The organism is Pedobacter gandavensis, assembly GCF_032678745.1.
Taxonomy (GTDB): domain Bacteria; phylum Bacteroidota; class Bacteroidia; order Sphingobacteriales; family Sphingobacteriaceae; genus Pedobacter; species Pedobacter gandavensis_C.
Genome location: NZ_JAVTST010000003.1, coordinates 433,292 through 457,884, shown reverse-complemented (window position 1 = coordinate 457,884; position 24,593 = coordinate 433,292). Strand labels below are relative to the sequence as shown.

General features: G+C 40.3%; 23 protein-coding genes. 20 read left to right on the top strand and 3 right to left on the bottom strand.

Going from position 1 to position 24,593, the window contains the following annotated elements; translation table 11 throughout:
* Positions 1–68: 68 nt before the first annotated feature.
* From R2S10_RS13380 to R2S10_RS13355, 6 genes are read left to right on the top strand one after another with little or no spacing between them, the layout of a single operon-like run.
* Positions 69–1,193 carry a hybrid sensor histidine kinase/response regulator gene (locus tag R2S10_RS13380; RefSeq protein WP_316840927.1) on the top strand — a complete coding sequence of 375 codons (1,125 nt, stop codon included), beginning with the start codon at positions 69–71 and terminating at the stop codon, positions 1,191–1,193.
* A gap of 17 nt (positions 1,194–1,210) precedes the next feature.
* Positions 1,211–4,816 carry a response regulator gene (locus tag R2S10_RS13375; protein ID WP_316840926.1) on the top strand — a complete coding sequence of 1,202 codons (3,606 nt, stop codon included), beginning with the start codon at positions 1,211–1,213 and terminating at the stop codon, positions 4,814–4,816.
* Between the two features lie 43 nt (positions 4,817–4,859).
* Positions 4,860–5,228, top strand: coding sequence for a response regulator (locus R2S10_RS13370; RefSeq protein ID WP_316840925.1), 369 nt, complete (start codon positions 4,860–4,862; stop codon positions 5,226–5,228).
* Between the two features lie 4 nt (positions 5,229–5,232).
* Positions 5,233–6,057: a protein-glutamate O-methyltransferase CheR gene (locus tag R2S10_RS13365; RefSeq protein WP_316841104.1), complete on the top strand. Its 825-nt coding sequence runs from the start codon at positions 5,233–5,235 to the stop codon at positions 6,055–6,057.
* Positions 6,057–6,620: a chemotaxis protein CheB gene (locus tag R2S10_RS13360; RefSeq protein ID WP_316840924.1), complete on the top strand. Its 564-nt coding sequence runs from the start codon at positions 6,057–6,059 to the stop codon at positions 6,618–6,620. The genes R2S10_RS13365 and R2S10_RS13360 overlap by 1 nt, the downstream gene beginning before the upstream one ends.
* 15 nt (positions 6,621–6,635) lie before the next feature.
* A complete protein-coding gene (locus tag R2S10_RS13355) occupies positions 6,636–7,004 on the top strand; it encodes a response regulator (RefSeq protein ID WP_316840923.1) in 369 nt (122 codons plus the stop codon).
* A 92-nt stretch (positions 7,005–7,096) separates the two neighbouring features.
* On the opposite strand, the gene R2S10_RS13350 is transcribed toward R2S10_RS13355, so the two are convergent.
* Positions 7,097–8,779, bottom strand: a complete 1,683-nt coding sequence (locus tag R2S10_RS13350; RefSeq protein WP_316840922.1) for a dipeptidyl-peptidase 3 family protein — start codon at positions 8,777–8,779, stop codon at positions 7,097–7,099.
* A gap of 138 nt (positions 8,780–8,917) precedes the next feature.
* Between R2S10_RS13350 and R2S10_RS13345 the strand changes: the two genes are divergently transcribed.
* Positions 8,918–9,751, top strand: a complete 834-nt coding sequence (locus R2S10_RS13345; protein WP_316841103.1) for an N-acetylmuramoyl-L-alanine amidase — start codon at positions 8,918–8,920, stop codon at positions 9,749–9,751.
* A 79-nt stretch (positions 9,752–9,830) separates the two neighbouring features.
* Here R2S10_RS13345 and R2S10_RS13340 read toward each other — a convergent pair whose 3' ends face one another.
* Positions 9,831–11,492 carry a glutamine--tRNA ligase/YqeY domain fusion protein gene (locus R2S10_RS13340; RefSeq protein ID WP_316840921.1) on the bottom strand — a complete coding sequence of 554 codons (1,662 nt, stop codon included), beginning with the start codon at positions 11,490–11,492 and terminating at the stop codon, positions 9,831–9,833.
* Positions 11,493–11,572: 80 nt separating this feature from the next.
* On the opposite strand from R2S10_RS13340, the gene R2S10_RS13335 reads away from it, so the two are divergent.
* From R2S10_RS13335 to R2S10_RS13305, 7 genes are all read left to right on the top strand, one after another.
* Entirely contained in the window at positions 11,573–11,992 is a 420-nt protein-coding gene (locus tag R2S10_RS13335; protein ID WP_316840920.1) for a cobalamin B12-binding domain-containing protein, read from the top strand.
* Between the two features lie 27 nt (positions 11,993–12,019).
* Positions 12,020–12,802 carry an enoyl-CoA hydratase/isomerase family protein gene (locus R2S10_RS13330; RefSeq protein ID WP_316840919.1) on the top strand — a complete coding sequence of 261 codons (783 nt, stop codon included), beginning with the start codon at positions 12,020–12,022 and terminating at the stop codon, positions 12,800–12,802.
* A 174-nt stretch (positions 12,803–12,976) separates the two neighbouring features.
* Positions 12,977–14,377, top strand: coding sequence for a sigma-54 dependent transcriptional regulator (locus R2S10_RS13325; RefSeq protein WP_316840918.1), 1,401 nt, complete (start codon positions 12,977–12,979; stop codon positions 14,375–14,377).
* A 6-nt stretch (positions 14,378–14,383) separates the two neighbouring features.
* Positions 14,384–15,436 (top strand): AI-2E family transporter, encoded by a 1,053-nt coding sequence (locus R2S10_RS13320; protein WP_316840917.1) that lies wholly within the window; start codon positions 14,384–14,386, stop codon positions 15,434–15,436.
* Between the two features lie 54 nt (positions 15,437–15,490).
* On the top strand, positions 15,491–15,757 hold the full coding sequence (locus R2S10_RS13315; RefSeq protein WP_316840916.1) for a YtxH domain-containing protein: 267 nt from the start codon (positions 15,491–15,493) through the stop codon (positions 15,755–15,757).
* A gap of 22 nt (positions 15,758–15,779) precedes the next feature.
* Positions 15,780–16,163 (top strand): phage holin family protein, encoded by a 384-nt coding sequence (locus R2S10_RS13310; protein ID WP_316840915.1) that lies wholly within the window; start codon positions 15,780–15,782, stop codon positions 16,161–16,163.
* Entirely contained in the window at positions 16,147–16,590 is a 444-nt protein-coding gene (locus R2S10_RS13305; RefSeq protein ID WP_316840914.1) for a hypothetical protein, read from the top strand. The genes R2S10_RS13310 and R2S10_RS13305 overlap by 17 nt, the downstream gene beginning before the upstream one ends.
* Positions 16,591–16,643: 53 nt before the next feature.
* On the opposite strand, the gene aspS is transcribed toward R2S10_RS13305, so the two are convergent.
* A complete protein-coding gene (aspS, locus tag R2S10_RS13300) occupies positions 16,644–18,389 on the bottom strand; it encodes an aspartate--tRNA ligase (RefSeq protein WP_316840913.1) in 1,746 nt (581 codons plus the stop codon).
* Positions 18,390–18,534: 145 nt separating this feature from the next.
* On the opposite strand from aspS, the gene R2S10_RS13295 reads away from it, so the two are divergent.
* The 6 genes from R2S10_RS13295 (at position 18,535) to R2S10_RS13270 (ending at position 24,579) form a co-directional block, all read left to right on the top strand.
* Positions 18,535–19,080 carry an RNA polymerase sigma factor gene (locus R2S10_RS13295; RefSeq protein ID WP_316840912.1) on the top strand — a complete coding sequence of 182 codons (546 nt, stop codon included), beginning with the start codon at positions 18,535–18,537 and terminating at the stop codon, positions 19,078–19,080.
* 2 nt (positions 19,081–19,082) lie between these two features.
* Complete coding sequence (locus R2S10_RS13290) at positions 19,083–19,616, top strand: hypothetical protein (protein ID WP_316840911.1); 534 nt, start codon at positions 19,083–19,085, stop codon at positions 19,614–19,616.
* Positions 19,613–20,944 carry a hypothetical protein gene (locus R2S10_RS13285; protein ID WP_316840910.1) on the top strand — a complete coding sequence of 444 codons (1,332 nt, stop codon included), beginning with the start codon at positions 19,613–19,615 and terminating at the stop codon, positions 20,942–20,944. Before R2S10_RS13290 ends, R2S10_RS13285 begins: the two co-directional genes overlap by 4 nt.
* A 100-nt stretch (positions 20,945–21,044) precedes the next feature.
* A complete protein-coding gene (locus tag R2S10_RS13280) occupies positions 21,045–21,824 on the top strand; it encodes a TerC family protein (RefSeq protein WP_316840909.1) in 780 nt (259 codons plus the stop codon).
* 9 nt (positions 21,825–21,833) lie between these two features.
* Entirely contained in the window at positions 21,834–22,889 is a 1,056-nt protein-coding gene (locus R2S10_RS13275) for a nucleoid-associated protein (protein WP_316840908.1), read from the top strand.
* Between the two features lie 154 nt (positions 22,890–23,043).
* Positions 23,044–24,579, top strand: a complete 1,536-nt coding sequence (locus R2S10_RS13270) for an MFS transporter (protein WP_316840907.1) — start codon at positions 23,044–23,046, stop codon at positions 24,577–24,579.
* Positions 24,580–24,593 lie beyond the last annotated feature (14 nt).

Here is a 24,593-nt window from a genome sequence, read left to right as displayed (position 1 = left end):
TAGCACTATACTATTTTGCACAATTATGCATTGGCAACTGATAATTCAGTAGCCTTATTTATTTAATAATGATACTAATTGTAGATGATACCCCCGAGAACCTGATCTCATTAAAAAAGGTTCTGGAGAAACATAATTTTGAAGTAGATACCGCATCATCAGGAGAAGAGGCCTTAAAGAAAGTTCTTAAAAACGAATATGTCCTGATTATCCTTGATGTTCAAATGCCTGGAATGGATGGTTTCGAGGTTGCTGAGGCTATTTCTGGCTACAGTAAAGCCAAAGAAACCGCTATTATTTTCCTATCCGCCGCAAACACAGAAACCAAATTTATTACTAAAGGATATTCTTCCGGCGGACTAGACTATATCACCAAGCCGGTAGATATGGGGATCCTCCTGCTCAAAGTGAAAACTTTCTACCGTATTTATGAACAAAGTCGTAAACTGATAGAAATTCAAAAAGCTCTATTGGATGAAATTGAATTCAGAAAACAAGCGGAACGCAAAAAAGATGAATTTATCAGTATTGCCAGCCATGAGTTAAAAACGCCGCTTACCAGTGTTAAAGGCTATGTTCAATTGCTCGACAGGAGCATTGATAAAGGCGATGTACCTACTTTGAAAAAGCATTTGGCGAAAGCTCAGGTACAATTGGAGAAATTAAATGAACTCATCACTGACCTTCTGGATATTTCTAAAATTGAAAGTGGTAAACTAAAATTCAATAAACAACCGTTTATTATTGATGATTTATTGGATAGTGTCATTGAAATTATTCACCAATCCAATCCTGAGTTTAAACTACTGAAAACCGGATTTGTTAGCAGAGAAATTTGTGGAGATGAAATGCGTATTGAACAAGTGGTTATTAATTTTCTAACCAATGCCATTAAATACTCCCCAGGAACCTCTGAAGTGCATATCCACGTGGAGGAACGTGGAAACAATATTTATTTAGGTGTCAGAGATTTTGGAATCGGGATTGATAAAGAATTGCAAAAGAATGTCTTTGAAAAGTTCTACAGAGTAGAAGAAACCGCGATTCATTTCCAGGGATTGGGTATTGGCCTTTACATTTCTGCAGAAATAATCAGGAGACATGGAGGCGAAGTAGGAGTGAAAAGTATTCCAGGAGAGGGTTCCGAATTTTATTTTAGTATCCCATTTAATGCGACATCCGAAAAGGATTAAAAAAGAAAAGTAATTATATGCAAAATAAGCAACGATCTTTAAGAGGAAAACTTCGTATAGGGTTAGGTTTATCTTTATTGGTGCTGTTTATCAGCTCTATGGCTTCTTATAAAAGCATTACCAGTCTGATTATGAGTGCGGAATTGGTACACCATAGTAATGAGGTGATTACCGGGCTGGAAGAAATCATTTCTACTTTAAAAGATGCTGAAACCGGACAACGAGGCTATTTGTTAACTGGTGAGTCCGTTTTTTTAGATCCTTATTCCGGAGCTAAACAACGCGCAATTACCCTGATGCAAAATATTGGTTTTCTAACCAGGGACAATCCTTTGCAGCAAAAGCAGATTGCTAAACTGGATGAGATTATTACTGGACGCTTGGACGTACTTGAAAAGACTATTGATGTCAAAAAAAGAGGCGGAAATGTTAGCGTTTCTGAATTACTCAATGGTAAAACTTATATGGATAGTGCCCGTGCAGTAATCTCCAGCTTGGAAAAGGAAGAAAAAAGACTATTGGAGGAACGTACAGCGGACATGAACAAATTGTCCAAATATACACCAATGCTTATTTTAATTGCAGCATTACTCGCCATCCTGATCACCATCTTCTTTTACCGTAAAGTTATCTTTGACTTCAATGAACGGTTGAAATTGGAAGAGGAGCTTAAGGAAAAAAATGAAGATATCGATCGCAGAATTGAAGTGGTTAGACAAACTGCCGGACAAATTTCTAATGGCGACTATAATATTCGACTGGATCAGGAAGGTGAAGATGGACTTGGGAGTGTTGCGGGGTCGCTCAATGCTATGGCAGAGTCTCTGAAATATTCTTTCTCCCTCCTGGCAGATAAAGAATGGCTCCAATCAGGGATAGCTAGTCTCAACGACCAAATGGTGGGTGAAAAGAGTGTTCCTGAATTGGCAAATGATATTCTGGAAAGCATTGTAGCACATACTAATAGCCATGTTGCTGCTTTTTATTTACTTGAAAACGAATCACACCTGGAACTGATTGCTGGTTATGCTTTGCTGGAAAAAGATAAGAAACAAAGTTTACGAGTAGGGGAAGGTCTTGCGGGACAGGCCTGGAAATCGGCAAAACAGATTTTAATCAATGATATCCCTGACGAAGAGCTAACCATCAGCTATGCAGCCGGCCAAACTAAACCACGTAACGTGGTAGCCGTCCCTGTTTTTCGTCATGAGGAACTAGTTGGCGTGATAGAATTAGGCTCTCTAAACATTTATACGCCTTTACAATTGGAGTTTTTACATACGATCTCCACCAATATAGGAATTGCGGTTCATGTATCGCAAAACCGTAAAAAATTACAGGAATTCCTGGAAGAAACTCAGGCACAAGCGGAAGAGCTACAAGCACAACATAGTGAACTGGAAGGTCTAAATGCTGAGCTGGAAGCACAAACCCAGAAAATACAAACCTCTGAAGAAGAGTTGAGAGTTCAGCAGGAAGAGTTGTTACAAAGCAACCAGGAACTCGAAGAACGCACCAGCTTACTGGAAGAGAAAAATCAACTGATCCAGGAACGCAATCTTGACATTCAGCAAAAGGCAGAGCAGCTGGAACAAAGCACAAAATACAAATCAGAATTCCTGGCAAATATGTCTCATGAGTTGAGAACGCCCTTGAATTCTATCTTACTCCTATCTAAATTGATGTCGGATAATAAAGACCTTGATCCAGAGTATATCGAGTATGCGGAAGTAATTCAGAGTTCCGGGCAAGGACTGTTGGCCTTGATTGATGAAATTCTTGACCTTTCTAAAATTGAGGCAGGTAAAATGAAACTGGAATTTGCGGAAGTCTCGATGACAGAAGTGCTGACAGATATGAGAGCTTTATTTGCCCCTTTGGCCATCGATAAAAAGCTAGAGCTGGAATTAGAACTTGCAGAAAACCTTCCATTGGTAGAGACTGATAAAATGCGTCTGGAGCAAGTATTGAAAAATTTACTTTCCAATGCGATCAAGTTTACAAACAAGGGTAAAGTTAGCCTGAGTATTAAGAAAGACCTGACGGATAAATTTTTGCTATTTAAAGTAACAGATACTGGAATTGGAATTCCTGCCAATAAGCAAGGGATGATATTTGAAGCTTTTCAACAGGCAGATGGTTCTACCAGGCGTAATTTTGGCGGTACCGGTTTGGGGCTTTCTATCAGTCGTGAGTTGGCTAAGCTGTTGGGTGGAGAGATTCAGCTTAGCAGTCAAGAGCAGGTGGGCTCTGAGTTTACCCTAATGTTGCCGATTAAACAGTCAGATGCGCTTCTTTCTGGTTTCGGAGAGGTCGATTCTACTCCTATTTCCAGGCCGTTTTATACAGAACCATTGGTAGAGGCACCTATAGCGCGCTTTACTGTACAAAAAATACCTCAGGAGATTGCAGATGATAGGGACGATATTCTCCCTAATGATAAAGTGATCCTGATTGTAGAAGACGATACCAATTTTGCGAAAACGCTGTTGCAATTCACAAGAAAAAGAGGATATAAAGGAATCGTTGCGGTAAGGGGGGATGTCGGTATTCAACTGGCCAACCAATACAAGCCGCTGGCGATTTTACTGGATATTCAATTACCTGTAAAAGATGGTTGGGAAGTGATGGAAGAGCTTAAATCTAATCCGGAAACCAAACCAATCCCGGTCCACATCATGTCTTCACTGGAAGTGAAAAAGGAAAGTTTACTCAAAGGTGCTGTTGATTTTATCAATAAGCCGGTAGCCCTGGAACACATGAAAGAGATCTTCCAAAAACTGGAAGATGCGTTTAGCAGATCTCCGAAAAAAGTACTGATTGTAGAGGAAAATAAGCAACACGCAGAAGCATTAAGCTTCTTCCTGAGCAATTATAACATTCAGACTGAAGTAGTCAATAACGTAGGAGAGAGCATTGGTGCTCTACATAAAAAAGAAGTAGACTGTGTGATTCTAGATATGGGGATCCCAGATAAAAATGCCTACGAGACATTGGAAACTATTAAAAAGAGCCAGGGATTAGAAAACCTGCCGATCATCATTTTTACTGGTAAAAACTTATCAAAAGGAGAGGAAATCAGGATCAAACAGTATGCAGATTCGATCGTGGTCAAAACCGCACATTCTTACCAGCGAATTTTAGATGAAGCAGGCTTATTTTTACATCTGGTAGAAGAAAAAGAAACAGAAGGAAAACATAAAAAAACAGCATCTGAACAACTTGGCGGACTATATGAAGTCCTGAACAACAAAACTGTTTTAATTGCGGATGATGATGTCCGGAACATTTTTTCTTTAACCAAGGCTTTAGAACAACACAAAATGAAAGTGTTAGCGGCTACGGACGGAAAAGAGGCGTTACAACTGCTTAAAGACAATCCAACGGTAGATGTTGTCCTAATGGACATGATGATGCCGGAGATGGACGGATATGAGAGTACAAGAGAAATTAGAAAGATCCCTGCATTCAAACAATTGCCTGTTTTGGCTGTTACAGCGAAAGCAATGATGGGTGATCGGGAAAAATGTATCGCTGCGGGTGCTTCAGACTATATTTCTAAACCCGTAGACATCGATCAGCTTATCTCTTTACTTAGGGTATGGCTCTATGATAAAGCGTAGCCTTTTGGAAGGTATAAATGGAATGTTCAATTGTTTTTGATATATGGCAGAGAATAAAATATTAATAGTAGACGACGACAACAGGAATATATTTGCTCTTTCGGCAGTATTGAAATCAAAAGGTTTTCAATGTCTTTCCGCAATAGGCGGGGAAGAGGGATTGGATCTTTTGAAAAGAGAAAAAGGAATAGCGGTGGTGTTAATGGACATGATGATGCCAGGTATGGATGGGTATCAGGCAATGGCACAAATGAGTGCACATCCAGAATTAAAAGAGATTCCTGTGATTGCCGTTACCGCGCAAGCGATGCTAGGAGATCGAGAACGTTGCCTGGATGCGGGTGCAGTAGGCTATGTTTCCAAACCCATCAATGTGGATGAATTAACCGATCTGTTAAAGCTTTATATTTAACGCTATTTTGGAACTTGCTACTGTCAACGATGATCAGGTTGAAATCCTGCTTTCAGATCTTCTGGAGCAATATGGATATGATTTTACCGGATATTCAAAAGCCTCATTAAAGAGAAGAATCAACAGGTTGTATTCCCTGGATAAATCGCTCAGTTTTGCCGAATTTCGTTATCAGGTGAACAATGATCCGATCTATTTTAAACGGTTTGTAGAGCAGATCACGGTTAACGTGACGGAAATGTTTCGGGACCCGGAATTCTTTAAAACATTGAGAGATCAGGTATTGCCACAATTAGGGACCTATCCTTTTATTAGAATCTGGCTTGCCGGCTGTTCTACAGGAGAAGAAGCTTATTCTATATCCATTGTTCTTAAAGAGCTGAATTTATTGCACAAATCATTGATCTATGCAACGGATTTAAATCCAACAGTATTGGAAAAGGCGGCTCAGGGGATGTTTTCTCTTGCCCAAATGAAACAATATTCAGAAAATTATATTGCAGCTGGTGGAACACAGGATTTTTCCAGTTACTATAGTGCAAATTATTCTCTGGCAAAATTCGATGATGAGTTGAAGAGCAAAATTATCTTTTCCACGCATAACTTGGTTTCAGACCATTCTTTCAATGAATTTCAGCTGATCCTGTGTCGTAATGTGTTGATTTATTTTGATCGCGACTTACAAAACAAAGTGCTTGAGCTTTTTAATGACAGCCTGGAAGATCTCGGCTATCTGGCATTGGGTACTAAAGAAACCATTGAATTTTCGGATATTCACAAACAATATAAACGATTACCAGGGAATAAGATCTGGAGGAAACAACGCTAATGAAAAAGTGTAAAGCATTTATAATCGGAGGATCGGCAGGTAGCCTTGAAGTACTGTTAAAGGTACTTCCATCAGTTAATCCGGAGCTTTCTTTTCCAATTGTCATTGTCATACACAGAAAGCATGGAGCCGATTCTCTATTGCCGGGATTGCTTTCGTCAAGAACAAAAATGCCGGTTAAGGAAGCCGATGAGAAGGAAAAGATGATTCCTGGAACCATTTACATTGCCCCTTCAGATTATCATTTACTCATTGAAATGGATCGGACTTTCTCTTTAGACTATTCAGAGAAGGTGAACTATTCCAGGCCGGCCATAGACGTGACATTTCAGACCGCAGCAGAGGCTTATAAAGAAGAGTTAGCCTGCCTGTTACTTTCCGGTTCCAATGCTGATGGCGTAAAGGGATTGATGACGGTAAAAAACTGGGGTGGAATCGCTGTGATTCAAGACCCGGACACTGCACAGGTGGCTTATATGCCAGAGCAGGCAAGAAAAAATGTAACTATAGATCGGGTGTTGCGCATCGAAGAGATGGCAGCATTTATAAATTTACTAAGCTAGATAACAAGAAAATAAATGGGGAATTCGAAAAAGGTTTTTGTGTTTGATGATAATGCTGATATTTTAGAATTGTGTACGATCATTCTGGAAGATGCAGGCTATGAGATTAAGACCTCTGCGACTTCTAATCAGATCATCGACCAGGTGCTGGCTTATATGCCAGATATCATCTTTATGGACAATTGGTTGCCGGATGTAGGTGGAATTGATGCGACCAGAGCGTTAAAAGGTGATGATCGCTTAAAAAATATCCCAGTGATTTACTTTACCGCAAATAATGATGTAAAGTCTTTAGCGGCACAAGCCGGTGCTGACGGCTATCTTTCCAAACCTTTTGATATTCAGGAGCTGGAAGATATCATTGTTAGACACCTGAAAGCCTAAACGCGCTATTCAACAATAGACTCTTTAATTAAAAAGGGCAGCAACCATAATCTGGTTTGCTGCCCTTTTTTATGGGGATATAATGGCATTGCTTATTTCACGCCAAGGACATCCACACCCTGTTCAAATATAATATCCACAGGAATGCCTTTCTGAGTCAGTTTGTCTAAGTCTTTTTGCAACTCAGCGCTGATCACCGCATTCTCTTTTTGTACTTTCGCTACAGCCGCCTTATCACCATTTCCCTGTAGGGTAATGATCAGGTTCCCTAATTTATTCATCGCAGTTTCAAACTTCGTAAAATCTACTTTATAGGTTCCATTTGCATTTCTGATAAAAGCACCGTTTTCTTTGAAGAAATTAAAACATTGCATATTGGCTTTTCCATGGGCACTTGATGCTCCAAATCTGACTGAACGTAGGATCCCTGCCATATAAGTAGTGTAAAAGGTCTTTAAATCACCTTCTAGCTCACCTTTTTTCAGTAAACCAGTCACCATGTAAAGTCCCAAAACATCGGCTTTACCTTCTTCTAACCAGGAATATTGCTCTTGTAATGCTTCTTTCACAAAACCTTTACCAGTCACTGTTTTCTTGATTCCAAGACCATGAGCCACTTCATGGAACATCACATTGGCAAAGAAGGCATCGAAATTAATATACTGTTGTTGGTCTTTGTCAATTAGTTCTTTCGAAATTGGAAGCAAGATCTTATCAAACTTGGCTTTCATCGCATTTTTCAATTGAGAACGTCTCGTTCCTTTTTTCTGTTGAATGATTTCATCATTAGGCAGGTTTACTGCAATTGTTTTTGATCCTGCATTACAATCTCCTGCATAGTAAACCACATCATAAGCGTTTAATTCAGAGTCTATTCCCGGTTTTTCTTTCTTGTACTTCGCATCTACTGGCAAACCTTCCTGTAATTGAGGCAGCATAGCTACATATTTGGCCAGGCGTTTACTCCAAACCTTATCTTTTACCAATACGTAAGACTCATAAGAAGATCTGGCATTGAATAACTTATCTTCATAATTTTCAATTGGACCAATAATGATATCTAGGTTATTCGTTTTCATATCTAACCAGGCATAATCACTTGCGGTGAAATCATCAGAGGTTAATGCATCCGCACGAAGGTTCAGATATTTTTTAAATCCAGCATCGTCTGTTAGTAAGGCCGCTTGCTTTAGCAATGAAGACGCATTTTGCAATTCCGAAGCGAATAATACATGGTAAGGAATTTCAACCAGTTTTCCGACACTATCTTTTCGGATCACAGAATATGGATTGAATTTATTTTTTAGATTAGATTTCTCTAGTTCTTCTTTTGTCATCCCAGCAGGATAGAATGATGCACCATCAGGTTTTGCGCCAATACCAGCAATAAAGGGTTTATCTCCATTTAAGCGATCCCATGGGCCATAATTGATCCATACAAAAGCTTTAGTTTTTTCATCTTTTATGGTACTCAATAAGCTGTCACGTTGAGGATAAGCCTGTTTCCAGAACAATTCATCCATAATTTGCGCAGCCTGAATCAATAGAGGCAAGATCTTACGATCAGTTGCGGATAAATCATTCAGGTTGGTACTCAATTTCACCTTTTCATAGATGCCAATGCGTTCGTCTACGTAGTGTTGTAAACTGTCTTCATTGGAACTGATTTCTTTGGCATGGGTATTGGTGTTTCCCTGAGGATTACTACAAGATGAAATCCATGTAGCGACCGCACATCCGGCAATAATAAGCGTTAATTTGCTTAAGTTCTTCATATTGATACTTGTTTTTTTATCGGTAGCAAAGTTACATCAAATGCGGGCATTTTTGTCACGATTCCGCATTGACCTGAGTATAAGATGGCAACTAAATTAGTAAAAAATAGTAATTTTACCACTTCTATCACCTCCACTATGATTCAACGATCACAAATTAAAAGCGCAAGCCTATTCATATGCTCTGTATTCTTTATGGCATCCTGTTCTACAAATAAGTATGCCGCGACCAATAAAATCTATAAAGAACAGGCCACTGGATTTGCTGAAATTATCAAGTCTACACCACCGGTAAAACAGAGTAAAGAGACTTTGGATCCTTCAATGCAAGACTGGATTGGATCCGTAAATTTCGGAATGCGCCGTCCTAACTTTGTGATCCTGCACCATACTGCACAGGATTCTCTGAATCAAACAGTGAAAACCTTTCTTAATAAAAAAGCAGAAGTAAGTGCACATTATGTAGTTGGAAGAGATGGTAAAGTGGTTCAGATGGTAAATGAATACCTGCGTTCAAACCATGCAGGCGTTGGCAAATGGGGGAATGATACCGATCTGAATTCCTCTTCTATAGGTATTGAGTTAGATAATAATGGGAAAGAACCTTTTGCAGATGTGCAAATAAGAAGCCTGGTGACCCTACTGGGCGCTTTAAAGAAAAAATACAACATTCCTGCCGCCAACTTTATTGGCCATTCAGACGTAGCCCCAAGGCGCAAAATAGATCCATTAAACTTCCCTTGGAAGGTTTTAGCAAAAAAAGGATTCGGATTATGGTATGATGACGTCTTAAAAATGCCGCCGTTAGACTTTAATACAGAACTGGCATTGAAAGCAATTGGATACAATGTGAGCAATGTTAGCGCTGCGATTGTAGCTTTTAAGATTCACTTCGTACAAACGGATGTTACACCAGTATTGACGCCCGCTGATAAGCTGATTTTATATAATTTGTATCCAAAATATTTGTAATGCAAAAAAAGGCCAGATCAACGGGTTTCCGCTCATCTGGCCTTTAATCTTTCATCGCCTTTTACAGACGAAGTAATTGTTATTTTTTTGCTTTCGCCCAGGCATCTTTCAATCCAACCGTACGGTTAAAGATCAAGTGATCCGGAGTAGAATCCTTATCTACACAGTAATAGCCTTTACGGATAAACTGGTATCTTGAATCCAGGTCGGCATTCGCTAAATATGGCTCAATATAGGCCTCTTTAATCACGTCAACACTTTCTGGGTTCAGGTAATCTTTGAAATCACCTTCTTCCGAATCCGGAGATTCTACGGTAAACAAGCGATCATAAGTTCTGATTTCTGCTTTTTTAGCATGTTTTGTACTCACCCAATGGATCGTTCCTTTAACGTTAATACCGCTGGTATCTTCACCACTTTTCGATTCAGGGATATAAGTACAGTGTACTTCAGTTACATTACCTTCTGCATCTTTAACGAAGTTTTCACACTGTACAATATACGCGTGTTTCAATCTTACTGTTGCTCCTGGCGCTAGTCTGAACCACTTTTTAGCAGGCTCTTCCATGAAGTCTTCACGCTCAATCCACAATTCATTGCTGAAAGGAATGGCTCTGATTCCGCCTTTATCTTCTGCCTCAGGATTGTTTTCACCGTTAAGGGTTTCTTCTTGTCCTTCAGGATAATTGGTAATCACGAGTTTAATCGGATCCAATACTGCCATTACTCTATTGGCAATTTTATTCAGGTGTTCACGTACGCAGAATTCCAATAAGCTCAGCTCGATTAGGTTTTCTCTTTTAGCGATCCCGATTCTTTCACAGAACTCACGGATACTATCAGGAGTATATCCTCTTCTCCTCAAGCCACTGATGGTAGGCATGCGTGGATCATCCCATCCGGTTACGACACCTTCATTTACCAATTGCAGCAATTTTCTTTTGCTCATTACCGTATAAGAAAGGTTTAAACGGGCAAATTCATATTGTTTAGAAGGGAAAATTTCCAGGTGTTCAATGAACCAATCGTATAGTTCGCGGTGCGATACATACTCTAAAGTACAGATCGAATGCGTGATGTGTTCAATGCTATCGCTTTGTCCGTGTGCAAAATCATACATTGGATAAATGCACCATTTGTTGCCTGTACGGTGATGTTCTGCGTGTTTAATTCGGTAAATAATTGGATCGCGCATGATCATATTGGGGCTAGACATATCAGCCTTTGCTCTTAAAATGCGTGCGCCATCAGGGAATTCACCAGCTTTCATACGGGCAAACAAGTCCAGATTCTCCGCAATGCTGCGGGAACGGAATGGGCTGTCTGTTCCAGGCTCTGTAGGCGTACCTTTTAGTGTTGCAATTTCTTCCGCAGTGCTATCGTCGATATAAGCCAGGCCTTTTTCAATCAGTTTAACTGCGAAATCGTATAAAGTATCAAAGTAATCTGAAGTATACAGTTCATTTTTCCACTCAAAGCCAAGCCATTTGATGTCTTCCTGCTGACTATCTACATATTCGGTTTTCTCAGTTACCGGGTTGGTATCATCAAACCGTAGGTTTGTATAGCCACCATATTTTTTAGTCAGACCGAAGTTCAGGCAGATGGCCTTTGCGTGTCCGATGTGTAAATAACCATTGGGTTCAGGCGGAAAACGAGTAATTAAGGTCTCGTATTTTCCACTGTTCAAATCGTTTTCAATGATCTCTTCAATAAAGTTCAATGATCTTTCCTCACTCATAAAAACTGTAAATTTAGTCTTCAAAGTTAACATAAAACCGCTAATTTACTTACATTTACAACCTACTATTCGTATATTTTATGAGCAACACATTAAACAGACCCATTCGGGTTTTAGTGGCTAAAGTTGGATTGGATGGGCACGATAGGGGGGCAAAAGTCATTGCCACTTCCTTGCGGGATGCTGGAATGGAAGTGATTTATACTGGGCTCCGACAAACACCAGAAATGGTGGTTAACACGGCTTTACAGGAAGATGTGGATGCTATTGGGGTCTCGATTTTATCAGGCGCTCACATGACCGTCTTCCCCAAAATAGTAGAGATCATGAAACAGAAAGGCGTTACGGATGTTCTGCTGACTGGCGGGGGGATCATTCCGGAAAGCGACATGGAAAAGCTAAAAGCAATTGGCGTCGGAAAGTTATTTGCTCCGGGAACCACCATGGAAACCATCACCAATTATATCCAGGATTGGGTAGCTGAAAACAGAAACTTTTAACCTTTAAATTTCCTTAACCGAGCTTATATGGCGTATCAAAATCTTTTATCAGAAATCAGGGAATCCGTATTGTATGTGACCATTAACAGGGAACAAAAGCTGAATGCACTCAATAAAGATACTTTAGCGGAGCTGGCAGATGTTGTTGCATTTGCAGCGCAGAACGATGAAGTACGTGCGGTATTGTTAACTGGTTCAGGGCCAAAAGCCTTTGTTGCCGGCGCAGACATCTCCGAGTTTGCCGCATACTCAGGTCAGGAAGGGGAGGCATTGGCCAGAAATGGACAAAGCCAGGTATTTGATGCGATTGAAAACTGCCCGAAACCAGTTATTGCCGCGATTAACGGCTTTGCTTTAGGAGGTGGATTGGAACTGGCTATGGCCTGCCACATTCGTATTGCTTCAGAAAATGCAAAACTAGGCTTACCGGAAGTAACTTTGGGGCTGATTCCAGGTTATGGAGGTACACAACGCCTTACACAGTTGGTAGGCAAAGGAAAAGCGATAGAAATGATCACTACTGCGGATATGATTACTGCTACAGAAGCTGAAAAAATAGGCCTGGTCAATCATGTCGTCCCTGTAGAAGAATTGTTCCTAAAAGCGGAAGAAATTCTGTCAAAAATCAAGCTTCGCGCGCCATTGGCAATTGGCAGTGCAATTCGTGCTGTAAATGCCGCCATTCGCTTCGATGAAAACGGTTTCGAAACCGAGATCAAGGAGTTTGGTAAGTGTTTTGATACAGAAGATTTTAAAGAAGGTACTTCTGCATTTTTAGAAAAAAGAAAAGCAGTGTTTGTAGGGAAATAATCTCTTTTAAACTATATATAAAGCCCATTTGATCTTTTTCTAATGGGCTTTTTTATGGAATAAGAAATGACCTTTATATAGGTCATCTCATTTAAAAGTGTAGAAAATTTTTCCCATACAAAAAAAGTATTTATATTTATCTGGTTATAATGGAGTAAACTATTTAATTTCCCTATGAGAAAAATATTGATTGTTGACGACGAAATAAACATCGGTTTATTACTTTCGAAGTTTTTAACCCGAAATTCATTTAGCGTCTCAACAGCTACAAGTGGTGTTTCAGCGATGGAATATCTGGCAAAGGAAAGCTATGATCTGGTATTATGCGATTACCGTTTGGAAGATACTGATGGTAAAGAAATGCTGATCAAGATCAAAGAAAGCTATCCCGGCACTGGAGTAATCATTATTACAGGATATTCAGATATTAAGTTGGCTGTGGAACTCATTAAGCTGGGCGCTTACGATTATATCACCAAGCCTTTATATCCTGATGAAATTTTAAATACCATCAATAAGGCGATTGATACACAGATGGCCTTAAATGAAAACAGGCTGGAAATTCCTGCGGAAGCACCGAAACAGAAGGGGCAAAAACAAGCTTACAACCATACCGAGAATTTCGTGATTGGCGCAAGCGGGGCTTCTAAGGAACTGCAAAGGCAGATTCATCTGGTTGCTCCAACTACTTACAGTGTGATCCTGACCGGCGAAAGTGGGACAGGAAAAGAGTCTGTAGCCATGGCTATTCACCTGAATAGTCCCAGAAAAGACCAGCCTTTTGTGGCAATGGACTGCGGATCGTTGACTAAAGAGCTTGCAGGAAGTGAATTTTTTGGTCATGAGAAAGGATCATTTACTGGCGCATTATATACCAAAATCGGGCATTTTGAAATGGCCAATGGAGGAACTTTATTTCTGGATGAGGTTGGAAACCTTTCTTATGAGATTCAGGCGGCCTTATTGAGGACTGTTCAGGAACGTAAGATCAAAAGAATTGGAAGCACCAAAGAAATTGAACTGGATGTAAGGATCATCGTAGCAACTAATGAGAACCTGGCGGATGCGATTCAAAAAGGAAAATTCAGGGAAGATTTATACCATAGATTTAATGAATTCTCTTTGAGCTTACCACCATTGAGACAGCGTGGGAATGACATTATGGTCTTTGCGCATACTTTCTTAAAAGGAGCCAACCAGGAGCTGAACCGTAAAATACATGGTTTCTCTGCAGAGGTAGAAGAATGTTTCATGACCTATAACTGGCCAGGAAACGTAAGAGAATTGAAAAATGTGGTTAGAAGGGCAACCTTACTCACAGAAACGCAGGAAATTCAATTGAAAGCACTGCCATTGGAGATCTCTACTTATGCCAAGGCTTCAGCTATGGAAACCTCCATTGCACGTACAGAAAAACCAAGGGACCTTAAAAACGCGGCTTTAGAAGCAGAATATGAAGCGATTTTGAAAGTCTTGAGAGAAGTGAATTTCAATAAAACTAAAGCAGCGAAAATCCTGAATATCGATAGGAAAACGCTTTACAATAAAATGCGAGCCATCAATTTGGAGAGTTAAACGCTAATGTCTTTATTCACTCATAAACAAAGGAATAACATCAATCTGGTGATTATCGTCGCCCTGGGTTGTTTAATTGCTTATTCCATACAGGGGATCTTTGGATCTATTTTAAGCACCCTGGTGTTGTTTACGATTTTACGACCTGCATATATCTATTTGGTAGAAGAGAAGAAATGGAACAAACGACTTTCTGCTCTTCTACTATTGTTTACCTCTGTGATCGTGCTGATCCTCCCTTTTTATGCGCTAAGTACGATGGTGATCGAGAAAATTGCGGAACTGCAAAGCGATCACATCTATTTCAAAAACCTACTCTTCAAGTTAAAACACCTCATCCCACTGAACAGTGATTTTCAGAACCTGGTGGAAGAAGGCCTGAAAAAGGCTGGGACATGGGCTACCGAGCTATTTCCCTCTTTAATTTCCGGCGCTTTTAACATCATTTTGGGACTGATCATCATGTATTTCCTATTGTACTTCATGTTGGTGGAGCGGGAGACATTTGAGGCTTCCCTACTAAAGTACGCCCCTTTCAGGGAACAAAATGCTTATCGCTTTGCGGAAGAGATGAGAAATACCACCTATTCCAATGTATTGGGGCAGGGCTTGATTACCATTGTTCAAGGTTCGTTGCTGAGTCTGGCTTTCTATGTTTTGGGGTATTCTGACCCCTTATTCTGGGGTGTCATTACCATGTTTATTTCCTTTGTCCCTATATTAGGGCCTCCGGTTATTTTTGTACCAGCTGCTTTACTGCAGTTGGCCAATGGGAATAACTTTGCCGGTTGGGCGATGCTCATCTTTGGCTTTGTCGTGATTATCAATATTGATAATGTATTGCGTTTCATCATCGCTAAAAAAGTTGGAAATATTCATCCCATCATCACCGTAATTGGCGTAGTTATTGGTGTACCCTTATTTGGAATACTAGGTCTGGTCTTCGGTCCTTTGTTGTTGTCGTATTTTGTTTTGTTGATCAAAATATACGAAAACAGCGCACTGGCGGCGGAAAGATTGGAAAGAATTAAAACAATTCCTGAAGAGGAATCGTTATAATTACTATATTCCAAGCATCAACAAAATAAATATTCAACACAAAATGTAAATGTCATGAATGATAATTCAAAAGTATTAATTGGGCTATTAGCCGGTTTAGCTGCGGGTGCGGCATTGGGATTACTATTTGCTCCGGAAAAAGGCAGTGAAACAAGAGATAAATTGAGCCAGTCGTTGAAAGACCTTGGTGATACCATTAGAGATAGAGCTGCGGATGAAATTAATAATCTGGCGAGCTTAAAGGATAAAGTTGTAGGCACTGTGAAAGAGAAACTTCGCAAAGAAGAAGAAGAGTTTGAAGATGATTTAGAACACGCATAAGTAATCGTATAACCACATAGTAATGCAGGAAAATAAAGAAAAAGATCTGGAGGGACTGGTAGGTGATGCCAAAGAGTATGTCAATACGCGATTGGAATATACCCGTCTGTACCTGATTGAGCGGGGCTCGAAAATGTTCGCCGATATGGTTACCAATGCGGCGGTTGCGATTTGCTTTTTGCTGGCTTTCCTGTTTGGTACCTTTACTTTAGCCCTGTTTTTATCTGATGTGCTGGGCAGTTACACCAGAGGTTTTGGCTGTGTGGCCTTGATTTACCTGTTGCTGGCCCTTATCGTTTATTTTGCGAAAGAGAAATACATAGAAAAGGCCATCATTAATTTTACGATCAGGCGCTATTTTAATAAACTAGCAGATAAGGAGGAGGAAGATGAACCGAAAGTATAACATCAACAACCTCGAAGATCTACACCTGCAAGTGCGGTTGTTGAAATCTGAATATACAGCTAAGGGAGAAGCACTGGCAGGAGATTCTAAGCAATACCTTCATCAGTTTACTTTAAATGGGTTTATTAAAAAATATGCGACCCCGTCTGCCTTCCTTAAAATTGATGATAAGTTTAACATCAGTAGCAAGGTGCTTTCTATGGCACTTCCTTTAGTGATGAACAGCACCTTTTTTAAAGGCTCTGGAATCATTACGAAGGCGCTTGTAGGCTTAGCCTCAGGCAAGCTTGGAAAGTCGCTGGACGCGGAGCATTTGTCGGCCATATTTAACTCTGTTACCTCATGGTTTGGTAAATCAAAGAAAACAAAAGAAAAACCACCGCTGGAAGTCGATTATGGCATTCCGCCGGATAGTGAAACTTATTAGTTATAAATAAAAAAGGAAGCCCTAGAGCTTCCTTTTTTTATGACCAAATGGTATTAAAGGGTCGTTTGAATTTTCAATTCTTTCATTTGCTTCTCATCAATGGTCGAAGGACTATCAATCATCACATCTCTTCCTGAGTTGTTTTTCGGGAAGGCGATCACATCACGGATGCTGTCTAGTCCTGCGAAAATAGAACACAACCTGTCAAATCCGAAAGCGATACCACCATGTGGAGGTGCGCCAAATTCGAAAGCGTCCATCAGGAAGCCAAATTGTTTCTGTGCATCTTCCGGAGAGAAGCCTAAGTGCTTGAACATTAGTGCTTGAAGCGTTCTGTCGTGGATACGGATAGAACCACCACCGATTTCTGTACCATTTACCACCATATCATAAGCGTTTGCTCTTACATTTCCAGGGTCGGTATCCAATAAAGCAATATCTTCTGGTTTTGGAGAAGTAAATGGGTGGTGCATGGCATGGTAGCGTTCAGATTCTTCATCCCATTCTAAAAGTGGGAAGTCCAATACCCAAAGGGCGCTGAATTTGTTTTTATCACGTAAACCTAGGCGGGTACCCATTTCCAGGCGTAATTCGCTCAATTGTTTACGTACTTTATCAGTTAAACCTGACATGATCAACACTAAATCACCTGGTTGGGTGTTCATTGCTGCCGACCATTTTTTCAGTTCGTCCTCATTATAAAATTTATCTACAGAAGATTTCAATGAACCATCTTCGTTATGACGCATATAAATCAGGCCTGTTGCCCCAATTTGCTGACGTTTTACAAACTCCGTTAATTCGTCCATCTGCTTTCTGGTATAGCTTGCGCAACCAGTTGCATTGATCCCGATGATCATTTCTGCAGCGTCAAAAACAGGGAAATCTTTTCCTTTTACCAGCTCCGTTAATTCTACAAATTGCATTTCAAAACGGGTATCCGGTTTATCAGAACCATAGAATTTCATGGCATCTGAATATTGCATTCTTGGAACTTCCGGTAAATCAAAGTCTTTAAGGTCTTTGAATAGAGTACGGATTAGGCCTTCGAAAGTATTTAAGATGTCTTCTTGTTCGATGAAAGACATTTCGCAATCAATTTGAGTAAACTCAGGTTGTCTGTCGGCACGTAAATCTTCATCTCTGAAACATTTAACGATCTGGAAATAACGGTCAAATCCAGACACCATTAACAACTGTTTGAACGTTTGTGGCGATTGTGGAAGGGCATAAAACTGACCTTCGTTCATTCTGCTTGGTACCACAAAATCTCTTGCACCTTCTGGTGTAGATTTGATCAATACTGGTGTTTCTACTTCAATGAAGTCCAGTTTATCTAAGTAACGACGAACTGCCTGTGCCATTTTATGACGCAACACCATGTTGTTACGGATTGGATTTCTACGTAAATCCAGGTAACGATATTTCATACGCAAGTCATCACCGCCATCAGTTTCATCATCGATCATGAATGGAGGTAATTTTGCTGCGTTCAGTATTTCTAATGCAGTGATTTTTATCTCGACTTCACCTGTAGGCATTTTCAGGTTTTTGTTAGAGCGTTCTACAACAAGACCGCTGGCTTTAATTACAAATTCCCTGCCCAGGCTACGTGCTGCCTCGCATAATTCCCGGTTGTCGTCCATATTGAAAACCAATTGGGTAATCCCGTATCTGTCGCGGATGTCAATAAAAGTCATCCCTCCTAAATCTCTGGATTTTTGGACCCAGCCACATAAGATTACATTTTCACCTAAATTCTCAATAGTTAAAGCTCCGCAAGTAGTTGTTCTTAACATTATTAAAAGTATTAAGTCCCAAAAATATTGATTTTGAACCGGATATTTCAACCCTCATTGAATTTAGCTCAGTATATTGAAAATATTTTTGCTGGATTGCAACGTTTTAAAAAATCAGTTGTCATATAAGCGAACTCGAAAAACATTGGAAACAGTATACATAGATAAACACATCACACTCGTTCAGGAGTGCCGGCAAGGAAACCGGAAAGCGCAATTTGAAATTTACAAATTGTATGCGAAGGCTATGTATAACGTGGCACTGAGAATCGTAAACTTCGATGATGAGGCGGAAGATGTCTTGCAGGAAGCATTTCTGGATGCATTTACTCGAATAGAGAGCTTCAGGGGAGATACTACTTTTGGCCTTTGGCTGAAGCAGATAGTGATCAATAAATCGATCAATTATCTCCGGAAACGAAAAGTAGAGTTTGTAAGCCTGGAGGCTGTGGATGTGGCAGAACAGATGGATATGGAGGAGGAAGACCTGGAATGGAAGGTAGAAGAAGTAAGAGCGGCCATTGCGGAACTTCCGGATCGGTACCGTGTAGTACTCAGTTTATATCTTTTTGAAGGGTACGACCATGAGGAGATTGCGCATATTTTGAAAATCGCGGAGAGTACTTCCAGGACACAATATATGCGCGCGAAAATGAAATTAAATGGTTTATTAGTAAAGAGAGGGGTATAACGATGAACAAGAGGAGTATTGAAGAGTACATTAAGGAAAACAAGAAGGAATTTGATTTTAAAACGCCATCTGATCAGTTATGGGCAAGGATTGATGCAGGATTAGACAAAGCGCAGGTAAAAAAAAAATCAGGAATGCCATTCTGGTTCGGTATAGCTGCATCGCTGATGCTGATCATGACGGTTACTTTTATTTATACTTATCGTAAAGGAAACCGTCAGGAGCTGGAAATTGCAGACATCAACCCGGTTTACGGGAAAAAGGAAATGAAGTTTGCGAGTCAGATTGAAGAGAAAAAGGACAGTTTGCAGGTATATGCAAAGAAGAATCCGGTGTTGTATGCAAAGTTTAGTGCAGATCTGAATCAACTGGATGGCGATTATGAAAAGATGAAAAAGGAGCTGCAAAATAGCCCGAATCAAGAAGTGGTAGTCCGTGCGATGGTGAAAAACCTGGAGTTACAGCTACAGGTGATCAATCAGCAGTTATCGATCATCAATGAAGTAAATCAATACAAAGAGGAGAATCAAATATGAAAAAATTAGTTTGGGGAATGAGTGGCTTATTAATGGCTGCGAATTTGGCCGGCGCCCAGTCGGTGGTAAAGGAACTCAATAATGCGCCGAGAATGGCGGTCATGGTTCCTTTGCAGGTGAATATGGCCGTAGCACCATTGGTAGCATTGCCGCCATTGCCCCCTACCGCTCCATTGGATCGGTTGGCAAGTAATTTTCAAGATGACGCTGAGGATCCGGGGAAGTCAAAAACTTTTTCTAAGACTTTTTCAGTGGATGCTGGAGATAAGCTGAGCCTGACTAATAAATATGGCGGGATTATCATCAAAACATGGGATAAAATAGAAGTAAAGGTCGACATAGACATTCAAGCTTTTAGTAAGGACGCTGATGATGCACAGAAATTACTGGATGAAACGACAATAGAGTCCGGAAAAACCGGTGATCAGATCACTATCAAAACGAATATTGGCAAAAGAGACGGCCGTTACGGTAGTAGTATGAGGAATGGAAAGGTGATCTGGAGAAGAGAAGTGAAGATCAACTACGTGGTATATATGCCTTCGAGTATAGCTTTAACGGTTAATAACCAATATGGCGGCTTAAAAATGGCTGATTTTTCAGGGGCACTTTCAGTAAAAATCCAATATGGTTCTTTTGTCGCCAGCAATTTAACCAGTAGCAATAACTATGTGAATGTTCAATACGGCCAAACAGACATTGCCAATATGAATAAGGGCGTGATTAAGCAACAGTATGGCGCTTCTCTGAAACTGGGTACCGTTGGTACGCTGGAATTAGATGCACAGTATGTTCCGGTTACGATTACGACGATTAAAGGTGATGCGTTGATCAAGCAGCAATATGGAAAAGGATTGAGTATTGGAGCAGTAAATAACCTGGATCTGGATGCACAATATACGAATGTAAATGTGGGTACCGTGAACGGAAATGCGACCATCAAACAGCAATACAATAACCTTACAGTTGGTTCAGTGAATAAACTGAACGTCAATGCACAATACACTACAGTCAAAGTTGGAACCTTAAAAGGAGATGGGAACTTTGACCTGAATTACAATAAATTGATGCTGGATAATGTCCTTTCAGGGAGTAGAAACTTAACTGTGAATGCGAATTATACCACGGTTTCCATTGGGTTTGCGGGAAATTACCATGGTGATTTTGAGGCAAAAACCAATTATGGAGGATTTAAACCAGGGTCGAATGTAAATTCAAAACTGGTTTCTGAAAGTGGAAGCACAAAAAATTATAGCGGTAAAATTGGAAGCGGTGGAAATGGGAATATCAATATCCGCACAAATTACGGCAGTATATCCTTGAATTAACCCGTATTTAATTAAGCGATTAGCGTATTTAAGGGAAAGCCTGTTGATAAATTCAGCAGGCTTTTTTTATATCTTAGTGGCTTGATTTATTTTATTTCACATGGAAATTTTTAGCAGCCCGGAGGCATGGATCTCCCTCATTACCTTAACCATATTGGAGATTGTATTGGGAATTGATAACATTGTGTTTATCTCCATTTTAGCAGGAAAACTGCCTGCTGATCAGCAGAAAAAAGCACGTCAGGTAGGTTTAGGCCTGGCAATGATTACCAGAGTATTGCTATTATTATCGCTAACCTGGGTGATGAAATTAACCGCGCCATTGTTCAATGTGGGCGATTGGATCGGCATCAGTAATGCGGAATGGCTGGATAAACTGGCAATTTCCGGTAGGGATTTAATCCTCATCATTGGTGGATTGTTCCTGATTTATAAAAGTACGCATGAGATCCACCAAAAGCTGGAAGGCGAAGAAGAGGGGGGTGTCAAAGGAAAAGTTCAGTCTTTTATGGGAATCATTATTCAGATTCTGATTTTAGACGTGGTATTCTCGCTGGATTCTGTAATTACAGCAGTAGGTATGGCAGACCATATTGAGGTCATGATTATAGCAGTAGTGATTGCGGTATTGATTATGCTGGTATCGGCATCAGCGATTAGTAACTTCGTAAACAAACACCCGACAGTGAAAATGTTGGCCTTGTCTTTCCTGTTGTTAATTGGTGTTTCGCTGCTTGCAGAAGGCTTGGATCAACACATTCCTAAAGGATATATCTATTTTGCGATGGCCTTCTCGGTATTGGTAGAAATGCTGAACCTGAAAATGAAGAAAAGCAATAAACCTGTTGAACTTAGAAATACCCCGCACGAAAACCAGTAATTTTACCGCATGATTTCATTTTTTGAAGCCGCATTGGCTGAATTATCTATACACCGCATTGGGAACAAGGGTCAGGACGAATTTTATGTATTGTCTGAAAAGTCTATTCCTGTAAAGGACAATATGCTGAGCAATTTGCTACAGCAGTATTTTTTAGGCCCTTTTGCGAAGGTGAATGAGATTTATCATTTCACACACCCCAATGCCGATTTAAACCTGAATGAGGTGTATCACTTTGCTGCCAAAATTTTTGAAGATGGCACTACATTTCATGAATATAGCATGGAGCTGGCAAAATACCTGTATGATGTTTCGGGACACCCGAAAATTAAGCCAGGAGAGCTGTATGTTGCTTACTTTGAAAATGTGCAGATTGAAGGGGAGCTCCATGACGCGATTGGAATCTTTAAGTCTGAAACTAAAGAATCTTTTCTAAAGGTGTATCCTGAAGATGGCGGATTTGGTTTGGGTTATGAAGAAGATGCGATCAATATCAATAAGCTGGACAAAGGCTGTTTGATCTTTAACACCGATAAAGAAGAAGGTTTCCGCGTAGCGGTGATCGACCAGACCAATAAAAGCGCAGAAGCGGTATACTGGAAAGATGAGTTCTTGAAATTGAAGATCAGAAATGACAACTTTAACCAGACGAATAGTGTATTGGGCGTTTACAAGAACTTTGTAACTGAAAAACTGGATCAGGAATTTGATATTTCTAAAGCAGATAAGATCGATTTGCTGAATAAATCGATGAAATATTTCAAGGAAAAAGAGAGTTTCGACCTGGATGAGTTTTCAAATGAAGTAATCGGTAATGCGGAAGGGATTGAGTCTTTCAAGAACTATAAAAAGAGTTATGAAGAGGAATTTGATACCCCTATTGCAGATACTTTTGACATTTCCGGGGCTGCGGTGAAAAAGCAAACCAGAGCCTATAAAAGCGTATTGAAACTGGATAAGAACTTTCATATCTATATCCACGGTGATAAAGAGTTGATTGAGAAGGGCTATGATGAGGATAAGTCTATGAACTATTACAAAGTGTATTTCAGAGAAGAAGAATAAAGCCTTCTTTTAGTATCAATTTATAATCAAAAGAACCAAATCGTTTAGACTCTCTAAATGATTTGGTTCTTTTTTTGCAAATTCCTTTTATCGGCAGTTAATAGTTAAGAATAAATAGTAGCTTTATTTCTGAAGCCAAATATTTCCTTAACGTATGAACCCGGAACTACAGAAGAACAGTATTTTCAAAGTTATTGGTGCCTCCTCTTTGGGGACATTGATTGAATGGTATGATTTTTACATTTTTGGTAGCCTGGCTACGATTATTGGGGCACAGCTTTTTCCTGCAGATGCAGGGGCTTCAGCGCTGATCAATACCCTCGCCATTTTTGCGGCAGGTTTTATAGTGAGGCCCTTTGGGGCTTTGGTGTTTGGCCGCCTGGGCGATTTAATTGGCCGTAAATACACCTTTCTGCTGACTTTGGTGTTGATGGGTGGTTCTACCTTTTTAATCGGTCTGATCCCTTCTTATTCGAGTATCGGTTACGCTGCACCTATTCTGGTGCTGATCTTGCGCTTGGTGCAAGGATTGGCGCTGGGCGGTGAATATGGCGGTGCTGCGACTTATGTGGCCGAACATGCACCACCCAATAAACGGGGGTTTTTCACCAGTTGGATTCAAACCACCGCCACAGGAGGGCTTTTTCTTTCATTGGGTGTGATCGTATTGACCAAAAACCTGTTGGGAGCGGATGATTTCGCTGCCTGGGGCTGGAGGATCCCATTTTTATTGTCGATCCTACTGGTAGGTGTATCCATTTACATCAGAATGAAAATGCACGAATCTCCGATGTTTACGAAATTGAAAACAGAAGGAAAGGTTTCGAAAAACCCCTTAAAGGAAAGTTTTAATAATAAAGCGAACTTTAAAATGGTCTTGTTAGCTCTGTTTGGTGCCACAATGGGCCAGGGGGTGATCTGGTACACCGGACAATTTTATGCGCAATCCTTCATCGAAAACACCTGTAAAGTGGATTTTAATGATTCCAGGTATATCTTGCTCTGGGGAATCGCCTTTGCGACTCCTTTCTTCGTCGTCTTTGGTTCCTGGAGTGATCGGGTTGGGCGAAAATGGATCATGCTGACGGGCATGCTGCTGGGGATTATCTTTTACCGACCTATTTACCAAATCTTTCTGGACGATACCGATTTTAGTAAAGTAACGCAGGAGGATATTTTAGCAGTTGCAGATCCGCTGATCACAAGAACATCGATTATTGGAACTCCGGATAGCCTGGTCACCACTACCGCAGTGGTTACGCTCGTTGATGGAGCCAGCTACCATAAAGTACAATCATATACGAAATTTGCAGCGGCAGATAAACCAGTTGAAATTCATCCGGAACTGCTGAAAGATAAGAAACTATCTACCTCGGTATTCTGGAAATTTGTGTTACTGATTTTCTTTCAGATTCTATTGGTAACAATGGTTTACGGTCCTATTGCGGCATTTTTAGTGGAGTTGTTCCCAACAAAAATCAGGTATACTTCGATGTCTTTACCGTACCACGTTGGAAATGGAGTGTTTGGTGGTCTGGTGCCTTTTATCGCTACCCTGATTGCCAGTTTCTCCGGATCAACGCCTTTATCCGGTCTCTGGTACCCGATCGGCATTGCCGCATTGAGCTTTGTGATTGGCGCTGTTTACCTGTCTAATAAAAAACCTGTGGAAGCAGAAATTGAAGATTAAACTCCATAAAAACA

Excerpts from the sequence above, each read along its gene's own strand:
- R2S10_RS13350 (WP_316840922.1), bottom strand. The coding sequence starts at position 8,779 with ATGAAGAACTTAAGCAAATTAACGCTTATTATTGCCGGATGTGCGGTC.
- R2S10_RS13310 (WP_316840915.1), top strand. The coding sequence starts at position 15,780 with ATGCAGGAAAATAAAGAAAAAGATCTGGAGGGACTGGTAGGTGATGCC.
- R2S10_RS13275 (WP_316840908.1), top strand. The coding sequence starts at position 21,834 with ATGATTTCATTTTTTGAAGCCGCATTGGCTGAATTATCTATACACCGC.
- R2S10_RS13325 (WP_316840918.1), top strand. The coding sequence starts at position 12,977 with ATGAGAAAAATATTGATTGTTGACGACGAAATAAACATCGGTTTATTA.
- R2S10_RS13345 (WP_316841103.1), top strand. The coding sequence starts at position 8,918 with ATGATTCAACGATCACAAATTAAAAGCGCAAGCCTATTCATATGCTCT.
- R2S10_RS13290 (WP_316840911.1), top strand. The coding sequence starts at position 19,083 with ATGAACAAGAGGAGTATTGAAGAGTACATTAAGGAAAACAAGAAGGAA.
- R2S10_RS13315 (WP_316840916.1), top strand. The coding sequence starts at position 15,491 with ATGAATGATAATTCAAAAGTATTAATTGGGCTATTAGCCGGTTTAGCT.
- R2S10_RS13355 (WP_316840923.1), top strand. The coding sequence starts at position 6,636 with ATGGGGAATTCGAAAAAGGTTTTTGTGTTTGATGATAATGCTGATATT.
- R2S10_RS13280 (WP_316840909.1), top strand. The coding sequence starts at position 21,045 with ATGGAAATTTTTAGCAGCCCGGAGGCATGGATCTCCCTCATTACCTTA.
- aspS (WP_316840913.1), bottom strand. The coding sequence starts at position 18,389 with ATGTTAAGAACAACTACTTGCGGAGCTTTAACTATTGAGAATTTAGGT.
- R2S10_RS13305 (WP_316840914.1), top strand. The coding sequence starts at position 16,147 with ATGAACCGAAAGTATAACATCAACAACCTCGAAGATCTACACCTGCAA.
- R2S10_RS13270 (WP_316840907.1), top strand. The coding sequence starts at position 23,044 with ATGAACCCGGAACTACAGAAGAACAGTATTTTCAAAGTTATTGGTGCC.
- R2S10_RS13320 (WP_316840917.1), top strand. The coding sequence starts at position 14,384 with ATGTCTTTATTCACTCATAAACAAAGGAATAACATCAATCTGGTGATT.
- R2S10_RS13335 (WP_316840920.1), top strand. The coding sequence starts at position 11,573 with ATGAGCAACACATTAAACAGACCCATTCGGGTTTTAGTGGCTAAAGTT.
- R2S10_RS13330 (WP_316840919.1), top strand. The coding sequence starts at position 12,020 with ATGGCGTATCAAAATCTTTTATCAGAAATCAGGGAATCCGTATTGTAT.
- R2S10_RS13285 (WP_316840910.1), top strand. The coding sequence starts at position 19,613 with ATGAAAAAATTAGTTTGGGGAATGAGTGGCTTATTAATGGCTGCGAAT.
- R2S10_RS13370 (WP_316840925.1), top strand. The coding sequence starts at position 4,860 with ATGGCAGAGAATAAAATATTAATAGTAGACGACGACAACAGGAATATA.
- R2S10_RS13375 (WP_316840926.1), top strand. The coding sequence starts at position 1,211 with ATGCAAAATAAGCAACGATCTTTAAGAGGAAAACTTCGTATAGGGTTA.
- R2S10_RS13340 (WP_316840921.1), bottom strand. The coding sequence starts at position 11,492 with ATGAGTGAGGAAAGATCATTGAACTTTATTGAAGAGATCATTGAAAAC.
- R2S10_RS13360 (WP_316840924.1), top strand. The coding sequence starts at position 6,057 with ATGAAAAAGTGTAAAGCATTTATAATCGGAGGATCGGCAGGTAGCCTT.
- R2S10_RS13380 (WP_316840927.1), top strand. The coding sequence starts at position 69 with ATGATACTAATTGTAGATGATACCCCCGAGAACCTGATCTCATTAAAA.